The 18,917-nt window shown below is 70.1% G+C and carries 15 protein-coding genes and 4 pseudogenes; 9 read left to right on the forward strand and 10 right to left on the reverse strand.

Translation table 11 applies throughout. The features are described 5' to 3' along the window. Window positions 1-32: 32 nt before the first annotated feature. From V4Y04_RS03205 to V4Y04_RS03215, 3 genes and pseudogenes are all read right to left on the reverse strand, one after another. On the reverse strand, window positions 33-1,484 hold the full coding sequence (locus tag V4Y04_RS03205) for a hypothetical protein (protein ID WP_332425678.1): 1,452 nt from the start codon (window positions 1,482-1,484) through the stop codon (window positions 33-35). After that, entirely contained in the window at window positions 1,481-1,798 is a 318-nt protein-coding gene (locus V4Y04_RS03210) for a hypothetical protein (RefSeq protein ID WP_030944093.1), read from the reverse strand. The genes V4Y04_RS03205 and V4Y04_RS03210 overlap by 4 nt, the downstream gene beginning before the upstream one ends. A gap of 75 nt (window positions 1,799-1,873) precedes the next feature. Continuing rightward, window positions 1,874-2,006 (reverse strand): annotated as a pseudogene (locus V4Y04_RS03215) (IS5/IS1182 family transposase); the annotation flags it as partial. A gap of 278 nt (window positions 2,007-2,284) precedes the next feature. Here V4Y04_RS03215 and V4Y04_RS03220 point away from each other — a divergent pair. Beyond that, a complete protein-coding gene (locus tag V4Y04_RS03220) occupies window positions 2,285-3,436 on the forward strand; it encodes a hypothetical protein (protein WP_332425682.1) in 1,152 nt (383 codons plus the stop codon). 290 nt (window positions 3,437-3,726) lie between these two features. Here the strand turns inward: V4Y04_RS03220 and V4Y04_RS03225 are convergent. After that, window positions 3,727-3,951: pseudogene (locus V4Y04_RS03225) on the reverse strand (MBL fold metallo-hydrolase); the annotation flags it as partial. Between the two features lie 986 nt (window positions 3,952-4,937). Next, window positions 4,938-5,102, reverse strand: a pseudogene (locus tag V4Y04_RS03230) (pirin family protein); the annotation flags it as partial. Between the two features lie 139 nt (window positions 5,103-5,241). Between V4Y04_RS03230 and V4Y04_RS03235 the strand changes: the two are divergent. The 4 genes from V4Y04_RS03235 to dhaM all read left to right on the forward strand — a co-directional run bounded on the left by V4Y04_RS03235 (window position 5,242) and on the right by dhaM (window position 8,239). Next, complete coding sequence (locus V4Y04_RS03235) at window positions 5,242-5,493, forward strand: hypothetical protein (RefSeq protein ID WP_332425684.1); 252 nt, start codon at window positions 5,242-5,244, stop codon at window positions 5,491-5,493. Between the two features lie 654 nt (window positions 5,494-6,147). Then, a complete protein-coding gene (gene dhaK, locus V4Y04_RS03240) occupies window positions 6,148-7,140 on the forward strand; it encodes a dihydroxyacetone kinase subunit DhaK (RefSeq protein WP_332425685.1) in 993 nt (330 codons plus the stop codon). Between the two features lie 48 nt (window positions 7,141-7,188). Further along, on the forward strand, window positions 7,189-7,833 hold the full coding sequence (dhaL, locus tag V4Y04_RS03245) for a dihydroxyacetone kinase subunit DhaL (protein WP_332425686.1): 645 nt from the start codon (window positions 7,189-7,191) through the stop codon (window positions 7,831-7,833). Beyond that, window positions 7,826-8,239 carry a dihydroxyacetone kinase phosphoryl donor subunit DhaM gene (gene dhaM / locus V4Y04_RS03250; protein ID WP_332425687.1) on the forward strand — a complete coding sequence of 138 codons (414 nt, stop codon included), beginning with the start codon at window positions 7,826-7,828 and terminating at the stop codon, window positions 8,237-8,239. Before dhaL ends, dhaM begins: the two co-directional genes overlap by 8 nt. A gap of 121 nt (window positions 8,240-8,360) precedes the next feature. On the opposite strand, the gene V4Y04_RS03255 is transcribed toward dhaM, so the two are convergent. Then, window positions 8,361-9,062 carry a glycoside hydrolase family 75 protein gene (locus V4Y04_RS03255; RefSeq protein ID WP_332432690.1) on the reverse strand — a complete coding sequence of 234 codons (702 nt, stop codon included), beginning with the start codon at window positions 9,060-9,062 and terminating at the stop codon, window positions 8,361-8,363. A 262-nt stretch (window positions 9,063-9,324) separates the two neighbouring features. Between V4Y04_RS03255 and V4Y04_RS03260 the strand changes: the two genes are divergently transcribed. Together V4Y04_RS03260 and V4Y04_RS03265 are read left to right on the forward strand one after the other, a co-directional pair. After that, a complete protein-coding gene (locus V4Y04_RS03260) occupies window positions 9,325-10,380 on the forward strand; it encodes a fibronectin type III domain-containing protein (protein ID WP_443079940.1) in 1,056 nt (351 codons plus the stop codon). Window positions 10,381-10,668: 288 nt separating this feature from the next. After that, the gene (locus V4Y04_RS03265) at window positions 10,669-11,214 is read left to right on the forward strand and encodes a hypothetical protein (protein ID WP_332425688.1); all 546 of its coding nucleotides are present in this window, start codon (window positions 10,669-10,671) and stop codon (window positions 11,212-11,214) included. Between the two features lie 249 nt (window positions 11,215-11,463). Here V4Y04_RS03265 and V4Y04_RS03270 read toward each other — a convergent pair. From V4Y04_RS03270 to V4Y04_RS03280, 3 genes and pseudogenes are all read right to left on the reverse strand, one after another. After that, a pseudogene (locus V4Y04_RS03270) lies at window positions 11,464-11,997 on the reverse strand (PadR family transcriptional regulator); the annotation flags it as partial. Between the two features lie 32 nt (window positions 11,998-12,029). Beyond that, on the reverse strand, window positions 12,030-14,045 hold the full coding sequence (locus tag V4Y04_RS03275) for an NADPH-dependent 2,4-dienoyl-CoA reductase (RefSeq protein ID WP_332425689.1): 2,016 nt from the start codon (window positions 14,043-14,045) through the stop codon (window positions 12,030-12,032). 161 nt (window positions 14,046-14,206) lie between these two features. Continuing rightward, window positions 14,207-14,587: a hypothetical protein gene (locus V4Y04_RS03280; protein ID WP_332425690.1), complete on the reverse strand. Its 381-nt coding sequence runs from the start codon at window positions 14,585-14,587 to the stop codon at window positions 14,207-14,209. 347 nt (window positions 14,588-14,934) lie between these two features. On the opposite strand from V4Y04_RS03280, the gene V4Y04_RS03285 reads away from it, so the two are divergent. Continuing rightward, window positions 14,935-17,100: a SpoIIE family protein phosphatase gene (locus tag V4Y04_RS03285; RefSeq protein WP_332425691.1), complete on the forward strand. Its 2,166-nt coding sequence runs from the start codon at window positions 14,935-14,937 to the stop codon at window positions 17,098-17,100. Here the strand turns inward: V4Y04_RS03285 and V4Y04_RS03290 are convergent. Continuing rightward, window positions 17,090-17,926: a putative protein N(5)-glutamine methyltransferase gene (locus tag V4Y04_RS03290; protein WP_332425692.1), complete on the reverse strand. Its 837-nt coding sequence runs from the start codon at window positions 17,924-17,926 to the stop codon at window positions 17,090-17,092. The two genes, V4Y04_RS03285 and V4Y04_RS03290, sit on opposite strands and share 11 nt — an antisense overlap. A gap of 339 nt (window positions 17,927-18,265) precedes the next feature. Between V4Y04_RS03290 and V4Y04_RS03295 the strand changes: the two genes are divergently transcribed. Beyond that, on the forward strand, window positions 18,266-18,889 hold the full coding sequence (locus V4Y04_RS03295; RefSeq protein ID WP_332425693.1) for a sulfite oxidase-like oxidoreductase: 624 nt from the start codon (window positions 18,266-18,268) through the stop codon (window positions 18,887-18,889). Window positions 18,890-18,917: the final 28 nt, after the last annotated feature.

Here is an 18,917-nt window from a genome sequence, read left to right on the forward strand (position 1 = left end):
GCGTTGCGCCAGGAGCGGTGAATGGGTCCGTATCAGGTCCGATGCCAGCCCATGTCCAGTCCCGTCGAGTCCTTGAGGACCTGGTTCAGCGCTTCGACCTGTCCGACGTCGTCGAAGAGGCTGCGGGGAAGGTGGTCGTGAGCGAGAGGGCCGACGCCGTGCAGGATGTCGTCGTACGCCGACGCCACGGCGGCACCTATCAGTAGGTCCGTCGCCTCATCGAGGCCCACGTGCTCCGCCGGCCACCGGTACTCACCCTGACTCACCTGGAACACCGGGAACAGCCACTGCATGTCCCGGTCGGGCTTGATGAACCTGGTCGCTCTCTCGCCCAGGAAATTGACGCCGTAGTGCGAGATCGAACAGACGTCTCTTTCCCGCAGGGCAAGCAGACGTGAAGCGCACATGAGGGACACAGCAGGCGTACGCGCGGACAGGTGCATGGGGGCCGTGGCGGCTTCCCGGAGGGTCGAGAGGTCGGACAGACGGGAAGCCACGCTTCCCATCCGGAGCCCACTGCGCTTGGCCAGCATGTGCTGAAAGTGGACCGTCGCCTCGTGGCTCGGATACTGGAACTCCAGGCCCGTCTCCCAGCTCGTCATCGCCTTGGCTGCCGTCACGAACCGGTAGGGAGGGTAGAGCTCTTTCCAGTCGACGGACGGGTCATCGGAGTTCAAGCCCGGCACCACAGGGTTCAGCGCGAAGTCGATGAGGGCCAGGACGGTACTTCCGCCGAGGGTGCGTCCTGCGAGAGCATGTGCCAGGCGACACGGCATCCCATACTCGCCGTTCAGCACCTCGAGCAAGAACTCGCGCAGCGCCGGGTCAGCTTTCCGTATGAAGGCGCCCTTGAACTGGAAGAGTTCGTCGAGCACCGCCGCGCACTCGAAGAGGACGCGAGTGGTGAGCGGGCCCTCGGAGGTGTGCACGAGCTTCAGGGGCCCGTCGATGCCGACGCGTACGTCATCGGGACACTCGACCATCTCCATGCCCGCACCCTGGCGCCACATGTCTTCGAGGGAGTGCTCCATTGCCGCCCGCATGTCCCAGGTGGCGGTGTCGAACTCCGTCAGACCCTCCGGGTCCAAGAGGAGGTAGTAGGCGCAGTAGAGGTTGAGCCAATCCAATTCGCTGTATTTCAGTTCCCCTTGGGCGTGCTTGGGGTAGCGATCAAAGGAGAAAAAGGGGACTCCGCTGCTCCGGTCCTCGTGGAGATGCTCCACGTCTTGCCGGGGCAGGTGAGAGATCGTGTACGCGGCCAACTGGTCCCTCGTGCGCCGCAGCAGGCTCAGAAGAATGCCGACAGTGGATCCGTGATATCGGGCCCAGTGGCTGCTCTCGTGGACGTAGGTCTTGTGCCAGGAGCCGACCGCCGTCACAAGATCGCTGGTGCGCGTGCGGGTCTGATCCTGGAAGAGGATCTGGCTGCGCAGATTCAACTCGGCGCCGCTCGAGTTCCGTAGACGTGGAGAGTGGACGGTCACCGGTTCACCCCTTCCGAGCCGTCCGCACCCTGGTCGTCGTCTTCCGGTCGAGGAGGCGCCTCCTCGACGGGCCCCCGGTCACGCGCCCGCTCGACCAATGCCTTCAAGGCGTCATACAGGGTGTTCGTGGCCAGTCCGGCGGCGACGGAGATGGAGATCTCCGCCCAGTGGGCGTGGCGTAAGGAGTCGCGCCTGTTCTGCTGCAGGGGTGTGAGGGCGAGGGAGCACTTTCCGGCGAGGTGCTGATCCGCTTCTATTTCCCGTGCTAGCACCTTCAAGTTCGCGGCTTCGCCCCGGTATTCAAAGATCGGCATGGCGGGAGCCTACAACTGGCCTCCGGTTTCCGGATCGGACTCGGACACCGCCGTCTTCGCTGGAGGACCGCGGTAGCGCAACGTCGGGTGAGTTCGCCCCCCGGGTGGTCGTTTGAGGCCAGCGGCGACGTGGGAGGCCGGCGCCGGTATAGGCGCGGTCGGCGAGGACAGGGACGCCTTGTCGCTCACAGATCCGGATGATGTGGTGGCCCACGCCGACGCTCACTTTCCAGCAACATACGGCTGTCATGGGTCGCTTCGGTGGCTGATGGCCGGCGCGGTCCGACGCGCCCGTCGCCATCAGGGCGGCACGCGGACACAGGCGCCTGGCGTGGCCGGAGCCATGCGGCGAGCCAGGGTTCCCGGGGGATCGCTTCCGTCTCCGCTGATGCCGGGGCGGACTGCGGACCGGGGTGATAGAGAGATGCTGGCACGACGATCCTCACGGTCTGTGTATGACGCCCCTGAACCCGGAAAGCGGCAACGATGTTCTTCAATGGCCCCGCGCACGTGCGCACCGATGCCACGCTCTTCCCGGCCAGTACCGGAGTCCCCGTCGAGCAGGATCTGCCAGTCCTGCCGCAAGACTTGGCGCGCGCGTTGTTCATCACGGGCAGGGCCCCGTACGACCAAACCAAGCACGGGAGGTCATCGGCGTACGAGTGGTGCCACAGGGTGGCGGTACTGCCCGCCTATCTCAGCTGGAGCGATGATCCGGTCCGCCGCATCACACGCACCGACCTCGCCCGCGAACTCGACCCCTCCGAGAAGGGCATGCTGTCCTACACCCTGGGGCAGGCCATGTGCCAGATCTTCGCCGAGAGGCAGCTATCCGTCCGGTTCTTCATGCACGTCGCCCGCTACGCCTCCGCCTACAACCTCACCTTCGCCCCCGGCCAGAGCCGGGCGGACTTCTTCGGAGAGCGGACCGTCGGCGGTTATGTCGTCGCGGAAGCCAAGGGCCGCTCAGGCCCGCTGACGAAGAAGCTGCGCGAAGCCATGGAGGAACAGAAGAGGACAGTCAAGACCATCAAGGGCGAAGTGCCGAAGATCGCATACACGAGCGCGGTGCACTTCTCCTCCCCCCATAGCCCCATGCGTCTGACGGCGATCGACCCGGACACAGCCGACCCTCGCGCCGTAGACCTTCCCGTCGACCCGGACCTACATGTACTGGCCTACTACACGCCGTTCCTGGACGCCTTCGCCCATCAGGAACCACTCATTCTGGGCGACTACGTTGTGGCTGGCTTCGCGGCGCTCGGCGTGACGCTCGGGGTCTTGGCGCCGGTGCTGCAGCGTGTGGAACGGGCAGCTCGACGCAACGAAATCGCGGGCCTTCGCGACGACATCCTGGGCCTGCTCGCCCGCCACCGGCCTCGCCAGGAGCGCACGCTCTACATCGACGGCACTCTTTTCGCGGCAGACTTGACGGTTCCTGAGGACCGGCGCCGCCCGGGCCGTCGGGACAGCGAGGTGCTCCCCGACTTCCTGCACGAGGCGTTCCGCAGCATGAACGAGGAGGACGACTGGCGAGCCGTGTCCGTGGAGGAGGGGGACCTCGACTGGCGGGATCTGTCCCCTGCCAGAGGCTACATGCCGGGAATCCTCTCCCAGGGTGATCTCCTCGAGGGCTGAGGCATGGACGGCCGCCGGGCACCCTACGGCCGCTGCACATTCACCGCCGCGGTGTGGACGCCGCCGAGGGCCTGTCGGGCGCTGTCCCGGTCCACGCGCTGTGTAGATCGGCTTGTCCCCGTCGGTCCGGCGACACGAGTTTCGCCGGGCAGCCCAACGTGGCAACTCCACCAGGTCGATGCGAATGTCGACGATGGTGGTATGGCCTTTCCGGGGCGACGATAGAGCCTCCCCGGTTGTACCGAGGGCGCCGAGAGTGGTGCCGATTTCCCAGAGATCCCCGCCCGACGTCACCGCTCACCAGCGAGGCCGAGATCCCCCTTGCTCGTCTCGGCCGCACCCTCAGTACTCCGGTCACGCCGCCAGGGGTGCGCAATCGGCTGCGACACCGCCCGCCACCACGCTTCCACCGACAGCTTCCCCACTGGCTCGAACGGTTCACCCGGCCACGGGCACGCCACGGCCTGGCCGGCCTCCTCGGCTGCATCCTGCATCCACTCCCCCGGCTCCGAGGATGTCGATGGCAGTATCGACTTCATCGTCACCGTGGCTCCGCCATGACCTGGAGACGCAAAGGGGACCGCGTCGGAGGCGACCGCGGGCTGCTACACGAGATGCGCGACGAGACCGGCACGGGCGATGACACCGGAGTCCGTACGGCCGGTAGCGGTGTCGCCGATGAGGACCAGCACGAGAGCGCAGACCACGGCTCAGCGCAGAGGTTCCGTCAGGGTGGTTCCTGGCGGGGCTTCGCCTTATCACCCGCTATCACTCAGGTATCACGAACTGGGCGGACCCTACCGGACCAGGAGGCCCTGACCTGTGGTTTCGTGCCCGCGCTGGAGTGGCTGGACGCCCGTGGACGGTCTATCCAACCTGCGCCAGGTGGGACCGTCAACGCGGGGCAGGCGGATGCGGCCACTCCAACAGACCTGCCGCCCCGAGATCGGCATCAGTCAAGATCCGGACCATACGCGGGCCAACTCCCCACCTTGAACCCGTCGGACCGACATCCTCGCTGGTCAGAAGGCTGTACCGCCTGTACCACCAGCAGACGAAGAACCTGCCGGGAACAATCCGAGACGGCATCCCCCGCCGGCAAGCAGCACCGAGATCGCTCACTGCCACAGACACTCACGCCTTGTGGAACTGCTACAAGACGACAGGCCGAGCGCCAGGTCCTGCCCCCTGGGTGCAACTCGGTCGCCCGCCAAGTCGGAATCCATCCGGTGACCACTCAGCCCGACGATGACCACCCCACACCCGTAAAGGTAGAACGCGAGCCACCGACAGCACCTGATGACGCGTCAGTAGAGTTAGCAAAGGGTTAGCAAGAGTCCTGCCACAGCCGCCCACAGACAGCCAGACCCTGAAACCGCCCAGCGCCGGAAACCGTAGCTGCGGCACACGCACCTGCTCCCCCGCGAGCGGCCTCCGAGCGGGAGACAGCACCGATAGCACGTCACCCACCCAGCACCGAATGATCAGTTATTTCCGCAGGTCAACGGGCCCTTCCCCGCGGCTTCAAAGGCGTCGGCGGCAGCTCGGGCGCGGGCAGCGGGTCCCCGTGGTACCCCTTCACCTCCCCGAATCTCGACCCTTCCATCCAGTCCCTACGCGCCTGTACGATCTCTTCCTGCGACCGTCCGATCCAGTTCCAGAACAACTGGATCATGTTCGAGGCGTGATCTCCGCGCATCCAGGAATGATCCCGATGACATGCCCCCAGTGCTGCCGTCGTTCGCGTGGTCCCCGCGCATGCGGGGTGGCTCCCCACATCTGCATCACCAGTCCCAGGTCCGGAGTTGACCAAGAAGACGCAACCCCGCCGACAGTGGAAGCAGCGCTTCCTCGAGGAGCTCGTCCTCACTGCACCCGTCGAGGTACGCGGCAAGGTCGGCATGGCGATGCGCCTCTGCAGCAGTGAAGGGGCGGTGCGGGTGTGCCGCCAGGGCCGGGCCGGTCTTCGTCCCGAGGCGGCGGAGACAGCATCGTCCATCGGCAGCGTAGAACGCTTCGAAACCTTCCCGGACGAGTGCTTGATCGAGCCGGCGTAGCGCGGTCGGCCGGTCCGGCCCCGTGGTGAGGGCGTCGGCAGGGCTCATCCGGTGGTCGATGAGCCTGCGGAAGAATTCCGGGGCTGAGCAGGGCCGCCGTGCGGCTCGGCCGGCGTCGCTTCAAGCACGCCGGCGACCCGACGGTGCCGGGGCGAGCCGTCGTGCACCCGGTTCGCGCCGAGCCCGGCGAAGGACTCGGTGATGCACATGCCGGACCGATAAGGGAAGCACTTCGGTTTTGATGAGCTGCCGGGATCGTCGGAGCCGAGGTTTTCGCACACCGGATCACCAAGAGATGCGAGCGTTCTCTTCCTGAATTTCGCGGCAGACCCTCTCCCCGGCACCGCCGCGTCGGCTGTGGGCCCGTCCTCATCGCGGTCCATCCCACCTTCCGGGCGCACCTGGGCGCCCGCGTACGTGACCTTCGCTCCTGCAAGGTCAATACTTCAGACAAGAGGACTTCAGCCGGCCCGCGTCCAACCATCCAGCAGACCTGACGGCCCGTCATCAAAGTCAGCATTAAGTCAGCATCAGTACCGCCACAGCCCGCTTCCGGCCGCCACGGACCGTCAAGATCGATAATTTCCCCTACCTGCTCTGACCAGCAAAGACGCAGGTGGAAGGCCCACCTGCTAAGCTCCCTAGGAGGTACCCGTGAAGATGTTGATCAATGTGCCGGAGACCGTGGTCGCTGATGCGTTGCGGGGGATGGCGTCGGCGCATCCCGAGCTTGCGGTGGACGTGGAGAACCGGGTGATCGTCCGGCGGGACGCTCCCGTGGCCGGGAAAGTGGGTCTGGTCTCCGGCGGGGGTTCCGGGCACGAGCCGCTGCACGGCGGGTTCGTGGGGCCCGGGATGCTCTCGGCGGCCTGTCCCGGAGAAGTGTTCACCTCTCCCGTGCCCGACCAGATGGTGCGGGCGGCGGCTGCCGTGGACAGTGGGGCCGGAGTGCTCTTCGTCGTGAAGAACTACACCGGCGACGTGCTCAACTTCGACATGGCCGCCGAGCTGGCCGAGGACGAGGGCATCCAGGTCGCGAAGGTGCTGGTCGACGACGATGTCGCGGTGACCGACAGTCTCTACACCGCGGGCCGGCGCGGCACCGGTGCGACGCTGTTCGTGGAGAAGATCGCGGGCGCGGCCGCCGAGGAGGGACAGTCGCTGGAGCGGGTGGAGGCTCTCGCCCGGCAGGTCAACGAGAACTCCCGCAGTTTCGGTGTGGCCCTGACCGCCGTCACCACGCCGGCCAAGGGCAGCCCGACCTTCGACCTGCCGGCGGGTGAGCTGGAGCTGGGGATCGGCATCCACGGCGAGCCGGGCCGGGAGCGGCGGCCGATGATGACCTCGAGTGAGATCGCCGAGGCCGCCGTCGGCGCGATCCTGGCCGACATCACCCCGCGCAATCCGGTCCTGGTCCTGGTCAACGGCATGGGTGCGACCCCGCTGCTGGAGCTGTACGGCTTCAACGCCGAGGTGCAGCGGGTGCTCGGCGAGCGTGGTGTCCCCGTCGCCCGGGTGCTCGTCGGCAACTACGTGACGTCACTCGACATGGCGGGCGCCTCGGTCACCCTGTGCCAGATCGACGAGGAGACGCTGCGGCTGTGGGATGCGCCGGTGAGGACCCCGGGACTGCGCTGGGGCATGTGAGGGACACCGGGTTGGTTGGTCACAGTGCCCAGTACACAAGGAGTTCCAGTGCTCGACGCCGACTTCTTCCGCCGTTGGATGGCGGTCACCTCCGCCACCGTCGACCGTGAGGCGGAGCGGCTCACCGCTCTCGACTCGCCCATCGGGGACGCCGACCACGGCAGCAACCTCCAGCGCGGGTTCAGCGCGGTGCGGGCCGCGCTGGACAAGGAGCCGCCCGCCACGCCCGGGGAGGTACTGACCCGCTCCGGTCGGCTGCTGATCTCGACGGTGGGCGGCGCCTCCGGGCCCCTGTACGGGACGCTGCTCCGCCGCACCGGAAAGGCGCTCGGTGACGCCCCCGAGGTGAGCAGGGAGCAGCTGGCCGAGGCACTGCGCACCGGGGTGGACGCGGTACGGCAGCTCGGGGGCGCGGCACCGGGCGACAAGACGATGATCGACGCGCTGGTGCCCGCGGTGGACGCGCTCGGCGACTCCTTCGTCGCGGCGCGGGCCGCCGCCGAGGAGGGCGCGGTGGCCACGACACCGTTGCGGGCCCGCAAGGGCCGGGCCAGTTACCTGGGCGAGCGCAGCATCGGACACCAGGACCCCGGAGCCACCTCGGCGGCCTTGCTGATCGCAGGCCTGGCCGAGGCCTCCGACACCTCCGGTGCCTCCGGTACCTACGAGGCCGGGGAGGTGTCCGGTGAGTGACGACGGGAAGCTGGTGGGCATCGTCCTGGTGTCGCACAGTGCTCAGGTGGCGGCGTCGGTGGCCGAGCTGGCGAAACAACTGGCGGGCGCCGGCAGTACGGTGCCCGTGGCCCCGGCGGGCGGCACGGAAAACGGCGGTCTCGGTACGAGCGCCGAACTCATCGCCGCCGCGTCCGCGGCCGTCGACCGCGGCGCCGGGGTCGCCGTCCTGACCGACCTCGGCAGCGCGGTGCTCACCGTGAAGGCGCTGCTCGCCGAGGGCGACGATCTCCCGGAGCACACCCGGCTGGTGGACGCGCCGTTCCTGGAGGGCGCGGTCGCCGCGGTGGTCACGGCCTCGACGGGAGCGGACCTCGCGGCGGTGGAGGCCGCGGCGGCGGAGGCGTACACGTACCGGAAGACCTGACGAGCACGGTTGCGGCGGGAAGTGACGGGCGGGCACTTTCGCCGCCCGTCACTTCCCCGCCCGTCACTTCCCGCCGACCCCGGCGGGCCCGGGTTCAGGCCGCCGGGTGTGGTGGTTCGGCTCAGCCGCCGTTCACGAACTGCTGGGCCAGTGCCTCCCCCGCCGCCACTGCGGCCTTCCGGTCCTCGATGGGAGTCACCCGGCTGCCCTTGAACACGATGTAGGTGACACCGGAGGACGTGCCGCCGCTTCGTGGGTCGGGATCGATGCCGAGTGCTTCGGCCGTCGCGTAGGACGCCTCACCGATGATGCCCGCGGGGCCGGTGTCGCCGACGACCGCGTACTGCACCTGGTCGCCGTACACGACGGCCACCACCGAGCCGCCCCGGACGCCGTGCGCCCGGTAGTCCCAGAGCGTGCTCGGCACCGGCACCACCACGTAGGGCAGGGTTTCGGAGTTCAGCGGACGGCCGTCGGACTGTGCGAACGCGGTGGAGGCGGAGAAGTACGGGTCCGTGGCGGTGTTGCAGCGGATGCCGGGCTGTCCGTCGCAGTCGATGTCCATGTCGGCCTTCCAGAACACGACCTCGTCGGTGCCGCAGACGGGAATGGTGGCGGAGGCGCCCTGGTCGCTCCGGTACTTGCCGTGGGAGACGGGGGTGCAGTCACGCACCTCGGCCAGCAGGTCGACGGCGCTGACGGAGCCGCCCTGTCGCACGGCCGGTGGTTGAGTGCGGGCCTGCTGGAAAGGGGTGCTGTGGAGCATCGTGGGGGCGAGCACGGTGACGCCGGCCACGGCCAGTGCGAGCGACTGGACAGGGATCACGGTTTGCGGGCCTCTCGTGGGGGACGCTGACGGGCACTCGGCCCCATCTCACCCCGGCCCCCTGGCGTGGCCACCGCAACAGGGCCGTACGGTGCACGTTCGGCTGCCCGGCAATGGGGCCGGGTGCCCGAGTCGGCGCCGGTGGCGGTACGCGCCCCGAGCCGCCACACCGCCCTCTTGATGCGGTCGCGTCATTCGCGTCACCATGGAATCGGGTATTGGTCCGGACCATTCCTGTGTGCCGTCGGGAGGCAGAGTCGTGCGAGGCATTCCTGTCACCGTTGCCGTCCCCTCCCGCCGTCCTCTCACATGGCGTGGTAGCGCGCTCCGTTCACCGCTCCTGCTCTGCGGCGTACTCACACTCGTGCTTCTCCTGGTCGTCTCCTGCGGCGGCGGTGGATCCGTGACCGGGGACGGGGACGGCGGGCAGCCACCAGGGGCTCCGGCGGGCGTCACGGCCGAGGCCGGCAGCTCCACGAGTGTGCATGTCATGTGGAACACCGTCGCTGCCGCGAGCGCCCGGGTGAGCCGGTACGAGGTGTACCGGGGCACCACAAAGGTCAAAGAAGTACCCGCTTCCGAGCACATGGTGGATGTCACCAGGCTTCGGCCCTCCACCACGTATGCCTTCACCGTGCGGGCGCGGGACGCGGAAGGGCGGCTCGGGCCCCGCAGCCAGGAGGTGCGGGCGACCACACCTACGGCCACGGCCGCCGACCGGTCCGCGCCCAGCCGTCCCTCGGGCCTCCGCGGCAAGGCGGTCGGCAGCAGGGCCGTCCAGCTGAGCTGGTCCGCCTCGACGGACGACCGGGGTGTCCTGTCATACGACATCCAGCAGGGAGAAACGAAGATCCACGGTGTCGGCGGACGTCAGACCGCCACCGTGGTGACGGGGCTGCGACCGGGCACCCGCTACTCCTTCACGATCCGGGCGCGGGACGCGGCCGGCAACCTGTCTCCTCCCGGCGCTCCCCTCCGCCTGACCACCCCGGGCAGCGGCACCGGCCGCGCCGCGGCGCCCACCGGCCTCCGTGCCTCGAGCCACCGGTCCGAGGGGGCGTACCACATCGACCTCAGCTGGGTACCGCCGCGCGTGGACGGGATGATCACGGAATACCAGGTACACCTGGACGGCCACCCGGCCACCTCCGTCGTCTACGGCGGCCAGGCACCGCGCGACCGGGCGACATACAGCTTCTACGCGGGACGTGAGGCGGGGGTCAGCCATCGAGTGCGGATCCGGGCCAGGCTGCCGGACGGGACCTGGGGCGGCTTCTCCACGGAGCGCACGGTGACGACGGGCCCGGGGCGCTGAGCGGGACCGGGCCCCGCCGGGCAGGCAGGGCGAGCCGGGTCCGGTCCGGGTCCGAGCCGAGCCGGGACCGAGCCGGAACCGAGCCGAGCCGGGACCGAGCCGGGTCCGGTCCGGCGTCACTCGACGGGCGGGTTCACCGGGCGAGGGCCGTCGTCACCTGCCCGGCGGCGGCCGGAATGCGACGCGGGCCGGGTGCGCGTTGGCTGGGCGCGTGGCAGCACGGGCGCTCCCCGACCCTCGGCGGTGCAAGGGATGTACCGCCGGCCGTGCCGCCGGGAGGCAGTTCACATGCGCTACTCGAAGCTTCTGACCCGCTCCGGCCTGACCGTCGCAGCCGCCGCCGCGCTGCCCCTGGTACTGGCCGGTCCGGCCGCCTCGGGTCCCGGCATCTCCGTGAGCACGACCGGTTCGACCGTCTCCGTCACGACCACCGCGTGCGCCCAGCTCAACGGCAGTTGGGGCACCGCGTCCCTGCTCGCCGCCGACCAGTCGAATTTCTCCCAGGGCCGTCAGGCCGCCCTGTCCGGAACCGGGTCGGGGCAGTCCGCCGCCTGGTCGGGCGTCGGCTCGGGCACCCACACGGTGATCGTGATGTGCTCGAACGGGACCACCGCGGGCACCCAGTCCATCATCGTCTCCCCCGCCGACCCTCCCTCTCCCAGTCCGTCGGTCGCCGCCTCGCCCTCACCGTCCCTCGGGGTGATGGGTGGCATCGGCGGCAGTTCCACGGACTACGGAACGGTGACGCTGGTGGCGGGCGGCGCGCTCGTCGGTACCGGTCTCGTCGCCACGGTCTGGTACCTGCGCCGTCGCAACAAGCCGGACCGGTTCTGAGACGGCGCCGGTCGCCACCACGTCCGACGCGCTCCGGTCGGGCGGCCGGCGTCACACTCCTCCGGGGCCCGAACCGTCCGATTCCGCACGCCCGGAGTCGGACGGTTCCGTGCGGGCGGGGGCCCGCGGGGGGTCGGCCCGCTGAGCGTCCGGCAGCACTGTGTTCTCCTCGCGCTCCGCGCTCTTCGTGCTCTGTGTGTCCTTCGTGCTCTGCGCGTTTTCCGTGAGGTCCGCGTTTTCCGTGGACTCCGCGATCTCTGCGAATTCCTCGAGCGCGTGCCCGAGCCACCCGGTCCAGAAGGTCTCCAGGTCGATACCGGCCCGGAGCACCAGATGCCGGAGCCGGTCGTCCGGGGCGTCCCTGCCGGGCGGGAAGTCCCGCCGTTCGATCTCCTGGTACTCCGCCAGCTGCCTTTCGTGCAGTTCCAGATGGCGCCGCAGATCGGCCTCGAGGCCCCCGGCCCCGACCACCGCCGCCGCCCTCAGCCGCAACAGCAGCGCGTCGCGCATCGGCTTGGGGTCCTGCGCCGTGGAGGTCCAGCGGGCCAGTTCGACGCGGCCCGCGGGCAGGACCTCGTAGGCCTTCTTCTGCCCGCGGGCGGGCTGTCCGGCGGCCAGCGCCCGGATCAGGCCCTCGCCCTCCAGTTTCCCCAGCTCGCGGTAGATCTGCTGATGCGTCGCGGACCAGAAGTATCCGATCGACTTGTCGAAGCGACGGGTCAGCTCCAGCCCCGACGACGGCTTCTCGAGCAAGGCGGTGAGGATCGCGTGCGGGAGTGACATGGGCCCCATCCTAGGGACGGCACAGGACTCTCCTAGAGAGCCGCCGCCACCTCCGTGCCCTGCTTGATGGCCCGCTTGGCGTCCAGTTCGGCGGCCACGTCGGCGCCGCCGATCAGGTGGACGGGGCGTCCGGCCGAGACCAGTTCCTCGTACAGGTCACGGCGCGGTTCCTGGCCGGTGCACAGGACGATCGTGTCCACCTCCAGGACGATGCTCTCGCCGTCGACGGTGAGGTGCAGACCCGCGTCGTCGATACGGTCGTAGCGCACGCCGGGGACCATGGTGACACCGCGGTGCTTCAGCTCGGTGCGGTGGATCCACCCGGTGGTCTTGCCCAGACCGGCACCGACCTTGGTCGTCTTGCGCTGGAGCAGGTGGACGGTGCGCGGCGGGGCGGGCCGCTCGGGTGCGGTGAGGCCGCCGGGCGTGCGGTGGTCCATGTCGACGCCCCACCGGCGGAAGTACGTCTCGGGGTTTTCGTGCGCCTTGTCGCCGCCGTCGGTGAGGAACTCGGCTACGTCGAAGCCGATGCCGCCCGCGCCGAGGACGGCGACCCGGTCTCCGACGGGGGCGCCGTCGCGCAGGACGTCGAGGTAGCCGAGCACGCTCGGGTGGTCGACGCCGGGGAGGTCGGGGACGCGCGGGGTGACTCCGGTGGCGACGACGACCTCGTCGTGGCCGGCCACGTCGTCGGCCGTGGCCCGGGTGTCCAGGCGTACGTCGACGGCCAGTTCGGCGAGCCGGGTGCGGAAGTAACGCAGGGTCTCGTCGAACTCCTGCTTGCCGGGGACCTTGCGTGCGACGTTGAGCTGGCCGCCGATCTCGCTCGCGGCGTCGAACAGGGTGACGTCGTGGCCACGTTCGGCGGCGCTGACGGCGCAGGCCAGGCCTGCCGGACCGGCGCCGACGACCGCGACGCGCTTGCGGCGCCTGGTCGGGGAGAGCACCAGCTCGGTCTCGTGGCAGGCGCGCGGGTTGACCAGGCAGGAGGTGATCTGCAGGTTGAAGGTGTGGTCCAGACAGGCCTGGTTGCAGCCGATGCAGGTGTTGATCGCCTCGGGCCGGCCGTCCGCGGCCTTGGCCACGAAGTCGGGATCGGCGAGCATCGGACGGGCCATCGACACCATGTCGGCGTGTCCCTCGGCGAGCAGTTGCTCGGCGAGTTCGGGGGTGTTGATCCGGTTGGTGGTGACGAGCGGGACCGAGACCTCGCCCATCAGCCGCTTGGTCACCCAGGTGTAGGCGCCGCGCGGTACGGAGGTGGCGATGGTGGGGATGCGGGCCTCGTGCCAGCCGATGCCGGTGTTGATGATCGTGGCGCCGGCCGCCTCGACGGCGCGGGCCAGTGTGATCACCTCGTCCAGGGTCGAGCCGCCGGGCACGAGGTCCAGCATGGAGAGCCGGTAGACGACGATGAAGTCCTCGCCGACCGCCTCACGCACCCGACGGACGATCTCGAGGGGGAAGCGCGTCCGGTTCTCGTACGAGCCGCCCCAGCGGTCGGTGCGCCGGTTGGTCTGCGCGACGATGAACTCGTTGATCAGATAGCCCTCGGAGCCCATGATCTCGACGCCGTCGTAGCCGGCCTGCCGGGCGAGGCGGGCGGTACGGACGTAGTCGTCGATGGTGCGCTCGATGTCCGCGTCGGTGAGTTCGCGGGGCGTGAAGGGGCTGATCGGCGCCTGGAGAGGGCTGGGCGCGACCAGGTCCTGGTGGTAGGCGTACCGGCCGACGTGCAGGATCTGCAGGGCGATGCGCCCGCCCTCACGATGCACGGCCTCGGTGACGACGCGGTGCCGCTCCGCCTCCTCGTCGGTGGTGAGCTTCGCGCCGCCCTCGAAGGTCCGCCCCTCGTCGTTGGGTGCGATACCGCCGGTGACGATAAGGCCGACGCCACCTCGGGCACGGGCGGCGTAGAACTCGGCAAGGCGCTCGAAGCCGTTCTCCGCCTCCTCCAGGCCTACGTGCATGGAGCCCATGAGGACCCGGTTGGGCAGGGTGGTGAAGCCCAGGTCGAGGGGGGTCAGCAGGTGCGGGTAACGGCTCATCGGGCCCTCCGTGCGCGGTGTCGTCCCTCTGTTGTAGAGGACGCGCACCCGTTTTTGCAACTAGTTGCAAAAACGTGGTGGAGGGCACACCGGTGCGGTGACGCGCACGGCCGGAGGCGCCCGGCCGTGCTGACGTCCCGTCGTCCCGTTCCTTTCGGCGGTCACCGGCTTTCGAGGCGGACGTGCAGCTCCTCCTCCTGGTCGCCGGAGACCGTGCTCAGGTCGCGCACCGTGAACAGGGATTCCAGGGTGGTGCGGAACCGGTCGACCGCCCAGTAACCGCCCTGCAGGTCGGCCTCGACCGAGGACGCCAGCCGGACCGGGTCGTCCGGGCGGGCTCCGCCCTCGTGCGGGTCGGCGACGTCGAACGTGCCGAGCCACACCGTCGGGCGGATCCCGGAGAACTCCTCCGGCACGTCGCCGGAGCGCCGGTCGGACGTGAAGTACGCGCCCAGTGTGTCGAACACGATCTGTGCGTCGTGCCTGTCGCACCCGCTGAGCTCGACCGAGACGGATTCCGGGTGCGGTCGCTCGCTGCCCATCGTGATCGCTCCTTTCGTCGCGACGCCTTGCCGCGTCCTGCTCGTCGCGACACCTTGCCGCGTCCTGCCGTACCTCGGCCACGTCCTTGCCGTGCCTTGCCGGGCCTGCCACACGGCGTACCCCGCGCTCCCCCGCCCAAGCACCGCACGCACACCCACACGCACACGCACAGGCGCACTCCCCGCGCACGACCGGCGTGCCCACGGGATCGCGGGGCACCCGACGGAAGGAAAAAGAAGGTGGAGGAGACAGCCGGAGAGGCGGAAAATCGCCCCCACGCGCGGTAGAACAAGTGATGCAGGGACATCACGGTGTGCCGTGGAAATCGGCGAAGGCGGGGCGTGCGATGAGTTCAGCCGGGTCACCCCTGGGCGAGAGCGAGGGCGAGAGCGAGGGCGACGGCGACGGCGACGGAGTGGCCCCCGGGCCGGTCCGTCCCAGCGGACTGCTCGATGTGCTGCGCGTGGCCTCGGTGGTGCTGGACCCCCAGGGCCGGATCGTGCTGTGGAGCCCTCAGGCCGAGGAGCTCTTCGGTTACGGCACCGAGGAGGCGCTGGGCCAGTACGCCGCCCGGATCATGGTGCACGAACAGTATCTGGACCTGGTGGTCAAACTGTTCTCCGAGGTCATGCGGACCGGGCAGAGCTGGGCCGGGGCGTTCCCCATCCGGCGCAAGGACGGCAGTACCCGGCTCGTGGAGTTCCGCAATGTGCGGCTGACCGACGACCAGGGCGGCGTCTACGCCCTCGGCCTCGCGGTCGACCAGTCGACCGTGCGCCAGGTGGAGCAGGACGTGGCGCTGTCCACCCGGATCGTCGCCCAGTCCCCGATCGGGCTGGCCGTCCTGGACACGGATCTGCGGTACGTCTCGGTCAACCCGGCGCTGGAACGGATCAACGGCGTCCCGGTCGAGGAACACCTGGGTCACACGATGCCCGAGGTACTTCCGCACCTGGAGATCGACGCCGTCGAGGCCGCGGCGAGGCGGGTCCTGGACACCGGGGAACCGGTCGTCGACCAGTTCATGATCGGCCGGACCCCGGCCGATCCCGACGAGGAACACGCCTGGACCACCTCCCTGTTCCGGCTGGAGAACGCGCTCGGCTCGGTGCTCGGCGTGGCCCTTTCCGTGGTGGACGTCACCGAGCAGCACCGGGCGGGCCTCGAGGCCGAACAGGCCCGGCGCCGGCTGGCCGTCGTGGCCGACGCCTCGGCTCGGATCGGCACCACGCTCGACCTGGAGCGTACGGCCCGTGAGCTGGCCGATGTGGCCGTGCCGGAGCTGGCCGACGTGGCCGCCGTGGACCTGCTGGACACGGTGGTGCTGGGCCGTCGGAGCACCCTCGGCCCGTCCGAGTCGGCGGTGATCCGGGCGCTGGCGGTCCAGGGCACGGGCGCCGGCTCGGGGGACGCCCTGCTGGCCGCCGATCCGCCGGGCCGGGTGGCCCGGTACGGCCCGGACCGGTTCGTCACCGAATGCGTACGCACCGGCCTGCCCGTGATGCTGCCGCAGGTCAAGGACAAGGATCTGCCCCGGGTCGCCCGGTCCGCCGAGGCGGCCGAACTACTGGACCGGGCGGGTGTGCACTCGTATCTGGCGGTACCGCTGATCGCGCACGGTGAGGTGCTCGGTGCGCTCGACCTCAAGCGCACCGGCAACCCGCTGCCGTTCGACGAGGACGATCTGCTGCTGGCCCGGGAGCTGGCCGCCCGAGCGGCGGTGCAGATCGACAATGCCCGCTGGTACAAGAACGCCCGCGACTCCGCGCTCACCCTGCAGCGCAGCCTGCTGCCCAGCCATCCGCCGGTGACGGGCGGGCTCGAGGTCACCTCCCGCTACCAGCCGGCGGGGGCCACCAACGAGGTGGGCGGCGATTGGTTCGACGTGATCCCGCTGGACGGCGACAGGACGGCCCTCGTCGTGGGAGACGTGATGGGCAACGGCATCCCCGCGGCGGCCACCATGGGGCGGCTGCGCACGGCGACGAACACGCTGGCCTCGCTCGGCCTCGATCCCGCGGTGCTCCTGGAGCACCTCGACCGGATCGTCGGCGAGCTCGAGGACGCCATCGCCACCTGCCTCTACGTCGTCCACGATCCCCATGAACGGCAGTGTCTGATCGCCAACGCGGGGCATCTGCCACCGGTGCGGGTCCGGGCCGGCGGCACCCCGGAGCTGCTCGACCTGCCGACCGGGGTGCCGCTGGGGGTGGGCGGCGTCAAGTTCTCGACCACCGTCGTGGGACTCGAGCCGGGCGACCGGCTGGTGTTGTACACCGACGGCCTGGTCGAGACCCGGCACCACTCGCTGGACGAGCGCCTCGACCACCTGCTCGCGCTGCTGGACGGCCGGCCCGACCGCTCCCTCGAGGAGACGTGCGACCTGCTGCTGCGCACCCTGCACGAGCCCGACAACTTCGACGACGTGGCCCTGCTCATCGCCCGCGCGACCCTGCCCGGCGGCCCCGCGTCCCCGGGCCGTCCCGCCGCGTCGGACGGAGCTACGGTCTGACGCCGATCACGACATGGACGTACTCCTCCTCCGGGACGGCCAGGCGGGTCCGCAGTCCGGCACCGGTGAAGGCCGCGGCAGCCGCGGGCGCCTGGCGGCGGGTCGTCTCCACCAGGAGACAGCCCCCGGGCGCCAGCCAGTCGGGGGCTCCGGCGGCCACCCTGCGCAGCACGTCGAGCCCGTCCGCGCCGCCGTCGAGCGCGACCCGCGGCTCGTGGTCGCGGGCCTCCGCGGGCAGCAGGCCGATCTCGTCGCTGGGCACGTACGGCACATTGGCCGCGAGGATGTCGACCCGGCCGCGCACCCTGGCGGGCAGTGCCTCGAACAGGTCCCCCGTGTGCACCAGGCCGCCGACGTCCGCGACATTACGGCGGGCGCAGCGCACGGCGGCCGGGTCGATGTCGGCGGCGTGCAGTTCGACCGTGCCGAGGCCGCCGGCCAGGGCGACGCCGACGGCACCCGAACCACAGCACAGGTCCACGACGACGGCCGCGTCGGGTGCCTGCGCGAGTGCCTGCGCCACCAGGAACTCGGTACGGCGCCGGGGCACGAAGACGCCGGGGACCACGGTGATCCGCCGTCCGCTGAACTCGGCCCAGCCGACGACGAGTTCGAGGGGCAGCCCGCGGACCCTGCGCTCGACCATCCCGGTCACGTGGTCCGGGGTGGGAGCGGCGGCGAGGATCAGTTCGGCCTCGGCCTCGGCGAAGACACAGCCCGCGGCGCGCAGCGCGGCCACGACGGATTCCTGTGCGGCGGGTGCGGACGGAGCGAGGGGCGGGGAAGAAGGGAATGAGAAGACAGCGCGGGAAGAGTGGGACGGCATGGCGGCAGGAGCCTTTCGAGAGCCGAAGGGTGCTCCCGCGGTCACCTACCGGGGGTGATCCGCGTCACTTCGTGGTGAGAGCACCCGACCTGACACAGCGGTAATGGGTCTCACCCCCTCGGCCGTCGACGGCTGGGACCCTCCGCAGCCGGACCGCAACAGTACCCGAGGACGTCACCGCCCGTCCGGCACTTTCCCCGGGGCCGGCGGGATCGCGGAGCGGACGGCAGGCAGGCGGGCCGACGGGCGGGCGAGACAGATGTGCGGGCGTTCCCGGACACCCCGTACGGTTGAGCCCGGAACCACCTGAGCACCACTCGCAACGGAAACGCCGATCACGTGAACATCACCCGCGGCTTCACCGGCCGCCCCCGCGTGCACAATCCCGGCCTGCCGCCCGGCCAGTACGACGCGGGCGACGAATGGCCCGTACTCTCCGCCGAGGTCACGCCCGACCTCGCGCCCGCCGACTGGGCGCTGCGGATCGACGGGCTGGTGGCGGAGCCCCGCACCTGGAGCTGGGAGCAGGCCCACACCCTGCCGGCCTCCGCGTACGAGGGCGCGATCCACTGTGTGACGAGCTGGTCGAAGTTCGGGGTGCGGTTCGGGGGCGTCTCCCTGGACGCCTTCTGGGATGTCGTCCGGCCCCATGGGCCCGCCACCCATGTCGTCGCCTACTCGCACACCGGCTACACGGCGAACCTGCCGCTCGCGGACCTGACCGGCGGGCGTGCCTGGATCGCCTGGGAGTACGACGGCCGGCCGCTCCCGTCCGAGCACGGCGGCCCGGCCCGGCTGATCGTGCCCCATCTGTACTTCTGGAAGAGCGTCAAGTGGATCGCGGGCCTGCGTCTCCTCGACCATGACGAGCCGGGTTTCTGGGAGGGCAACGGCTACCACCCGCGGGGCGACCCCTGGGAGGAACAGCGGTACTCCGGTGACGGAGACGACGGAAATGACTGAGGTGACCGGGCGGGCGGCGCAGCCGCAG

Origin of the sequence: Streptomyces sp. P9-A2 (assembly GCF_036634175.1) — a bacterium.
In the GTDB taxonomy this organism is placed as follows: Bacteria; Actinomycetota; Actinomycetes; order Streptomycetales; family Streptomycetaceae; genus Streptomyces; species Streptomyces pratens.

Coding starts and splice junctions, on each gene's coding strand:
- V4Y04_RS03210 (WP_030944093.1), bottom strand. CDS start 1,798: ATGCCGATCTTTGAATACCGGGGCGAAGCCGCGAACTTGAAGGTGCTA.
- V4Y04_RS03220 (WP_332425682.1), top strand. CDS start 2,285: ATGTTCTTCAATGGCCCCGCGCACGTGCGCACCGATGCCACGCTCTTC.
- V4Y04_RS03265 (WP_332425688.1), top strand. CDS start 10,669: ATGCGCTACTCGAAGCTTCTGACCCGCTCCGGCCTGACCGTCGCAGCC.
- V4Y04_RS03275 (WP_332425689.1), bottom strand. CDS start 14,045: ATGAGCCGTTACCCGCACCTGCTGACCCCCCTCGACCTGGGCTTCACC.
- V4Y04_RS03280 (WP_332425690.1), bottom strand. CDS start 14,587: ATGGGCAGCGAGCGACCGCACCCGGAATCCGTCTCGGTCGAGCTCAGC.
- V4Y04_RS03285 (WP_332425691.1), top strand. CDS start 14,935: ATGAGTTCAGCCGGGTCACCCCTGGGCGAGAGCGAGGGCGAGAGCGAG.
- V4Y04_RS03290 (WP_332425692.1), bottom strand. CDS start 17,926: ATGCCGTCCCACTCTTCCCGCGCTGTCTTCTCATTCCCTTCTTCCCCG.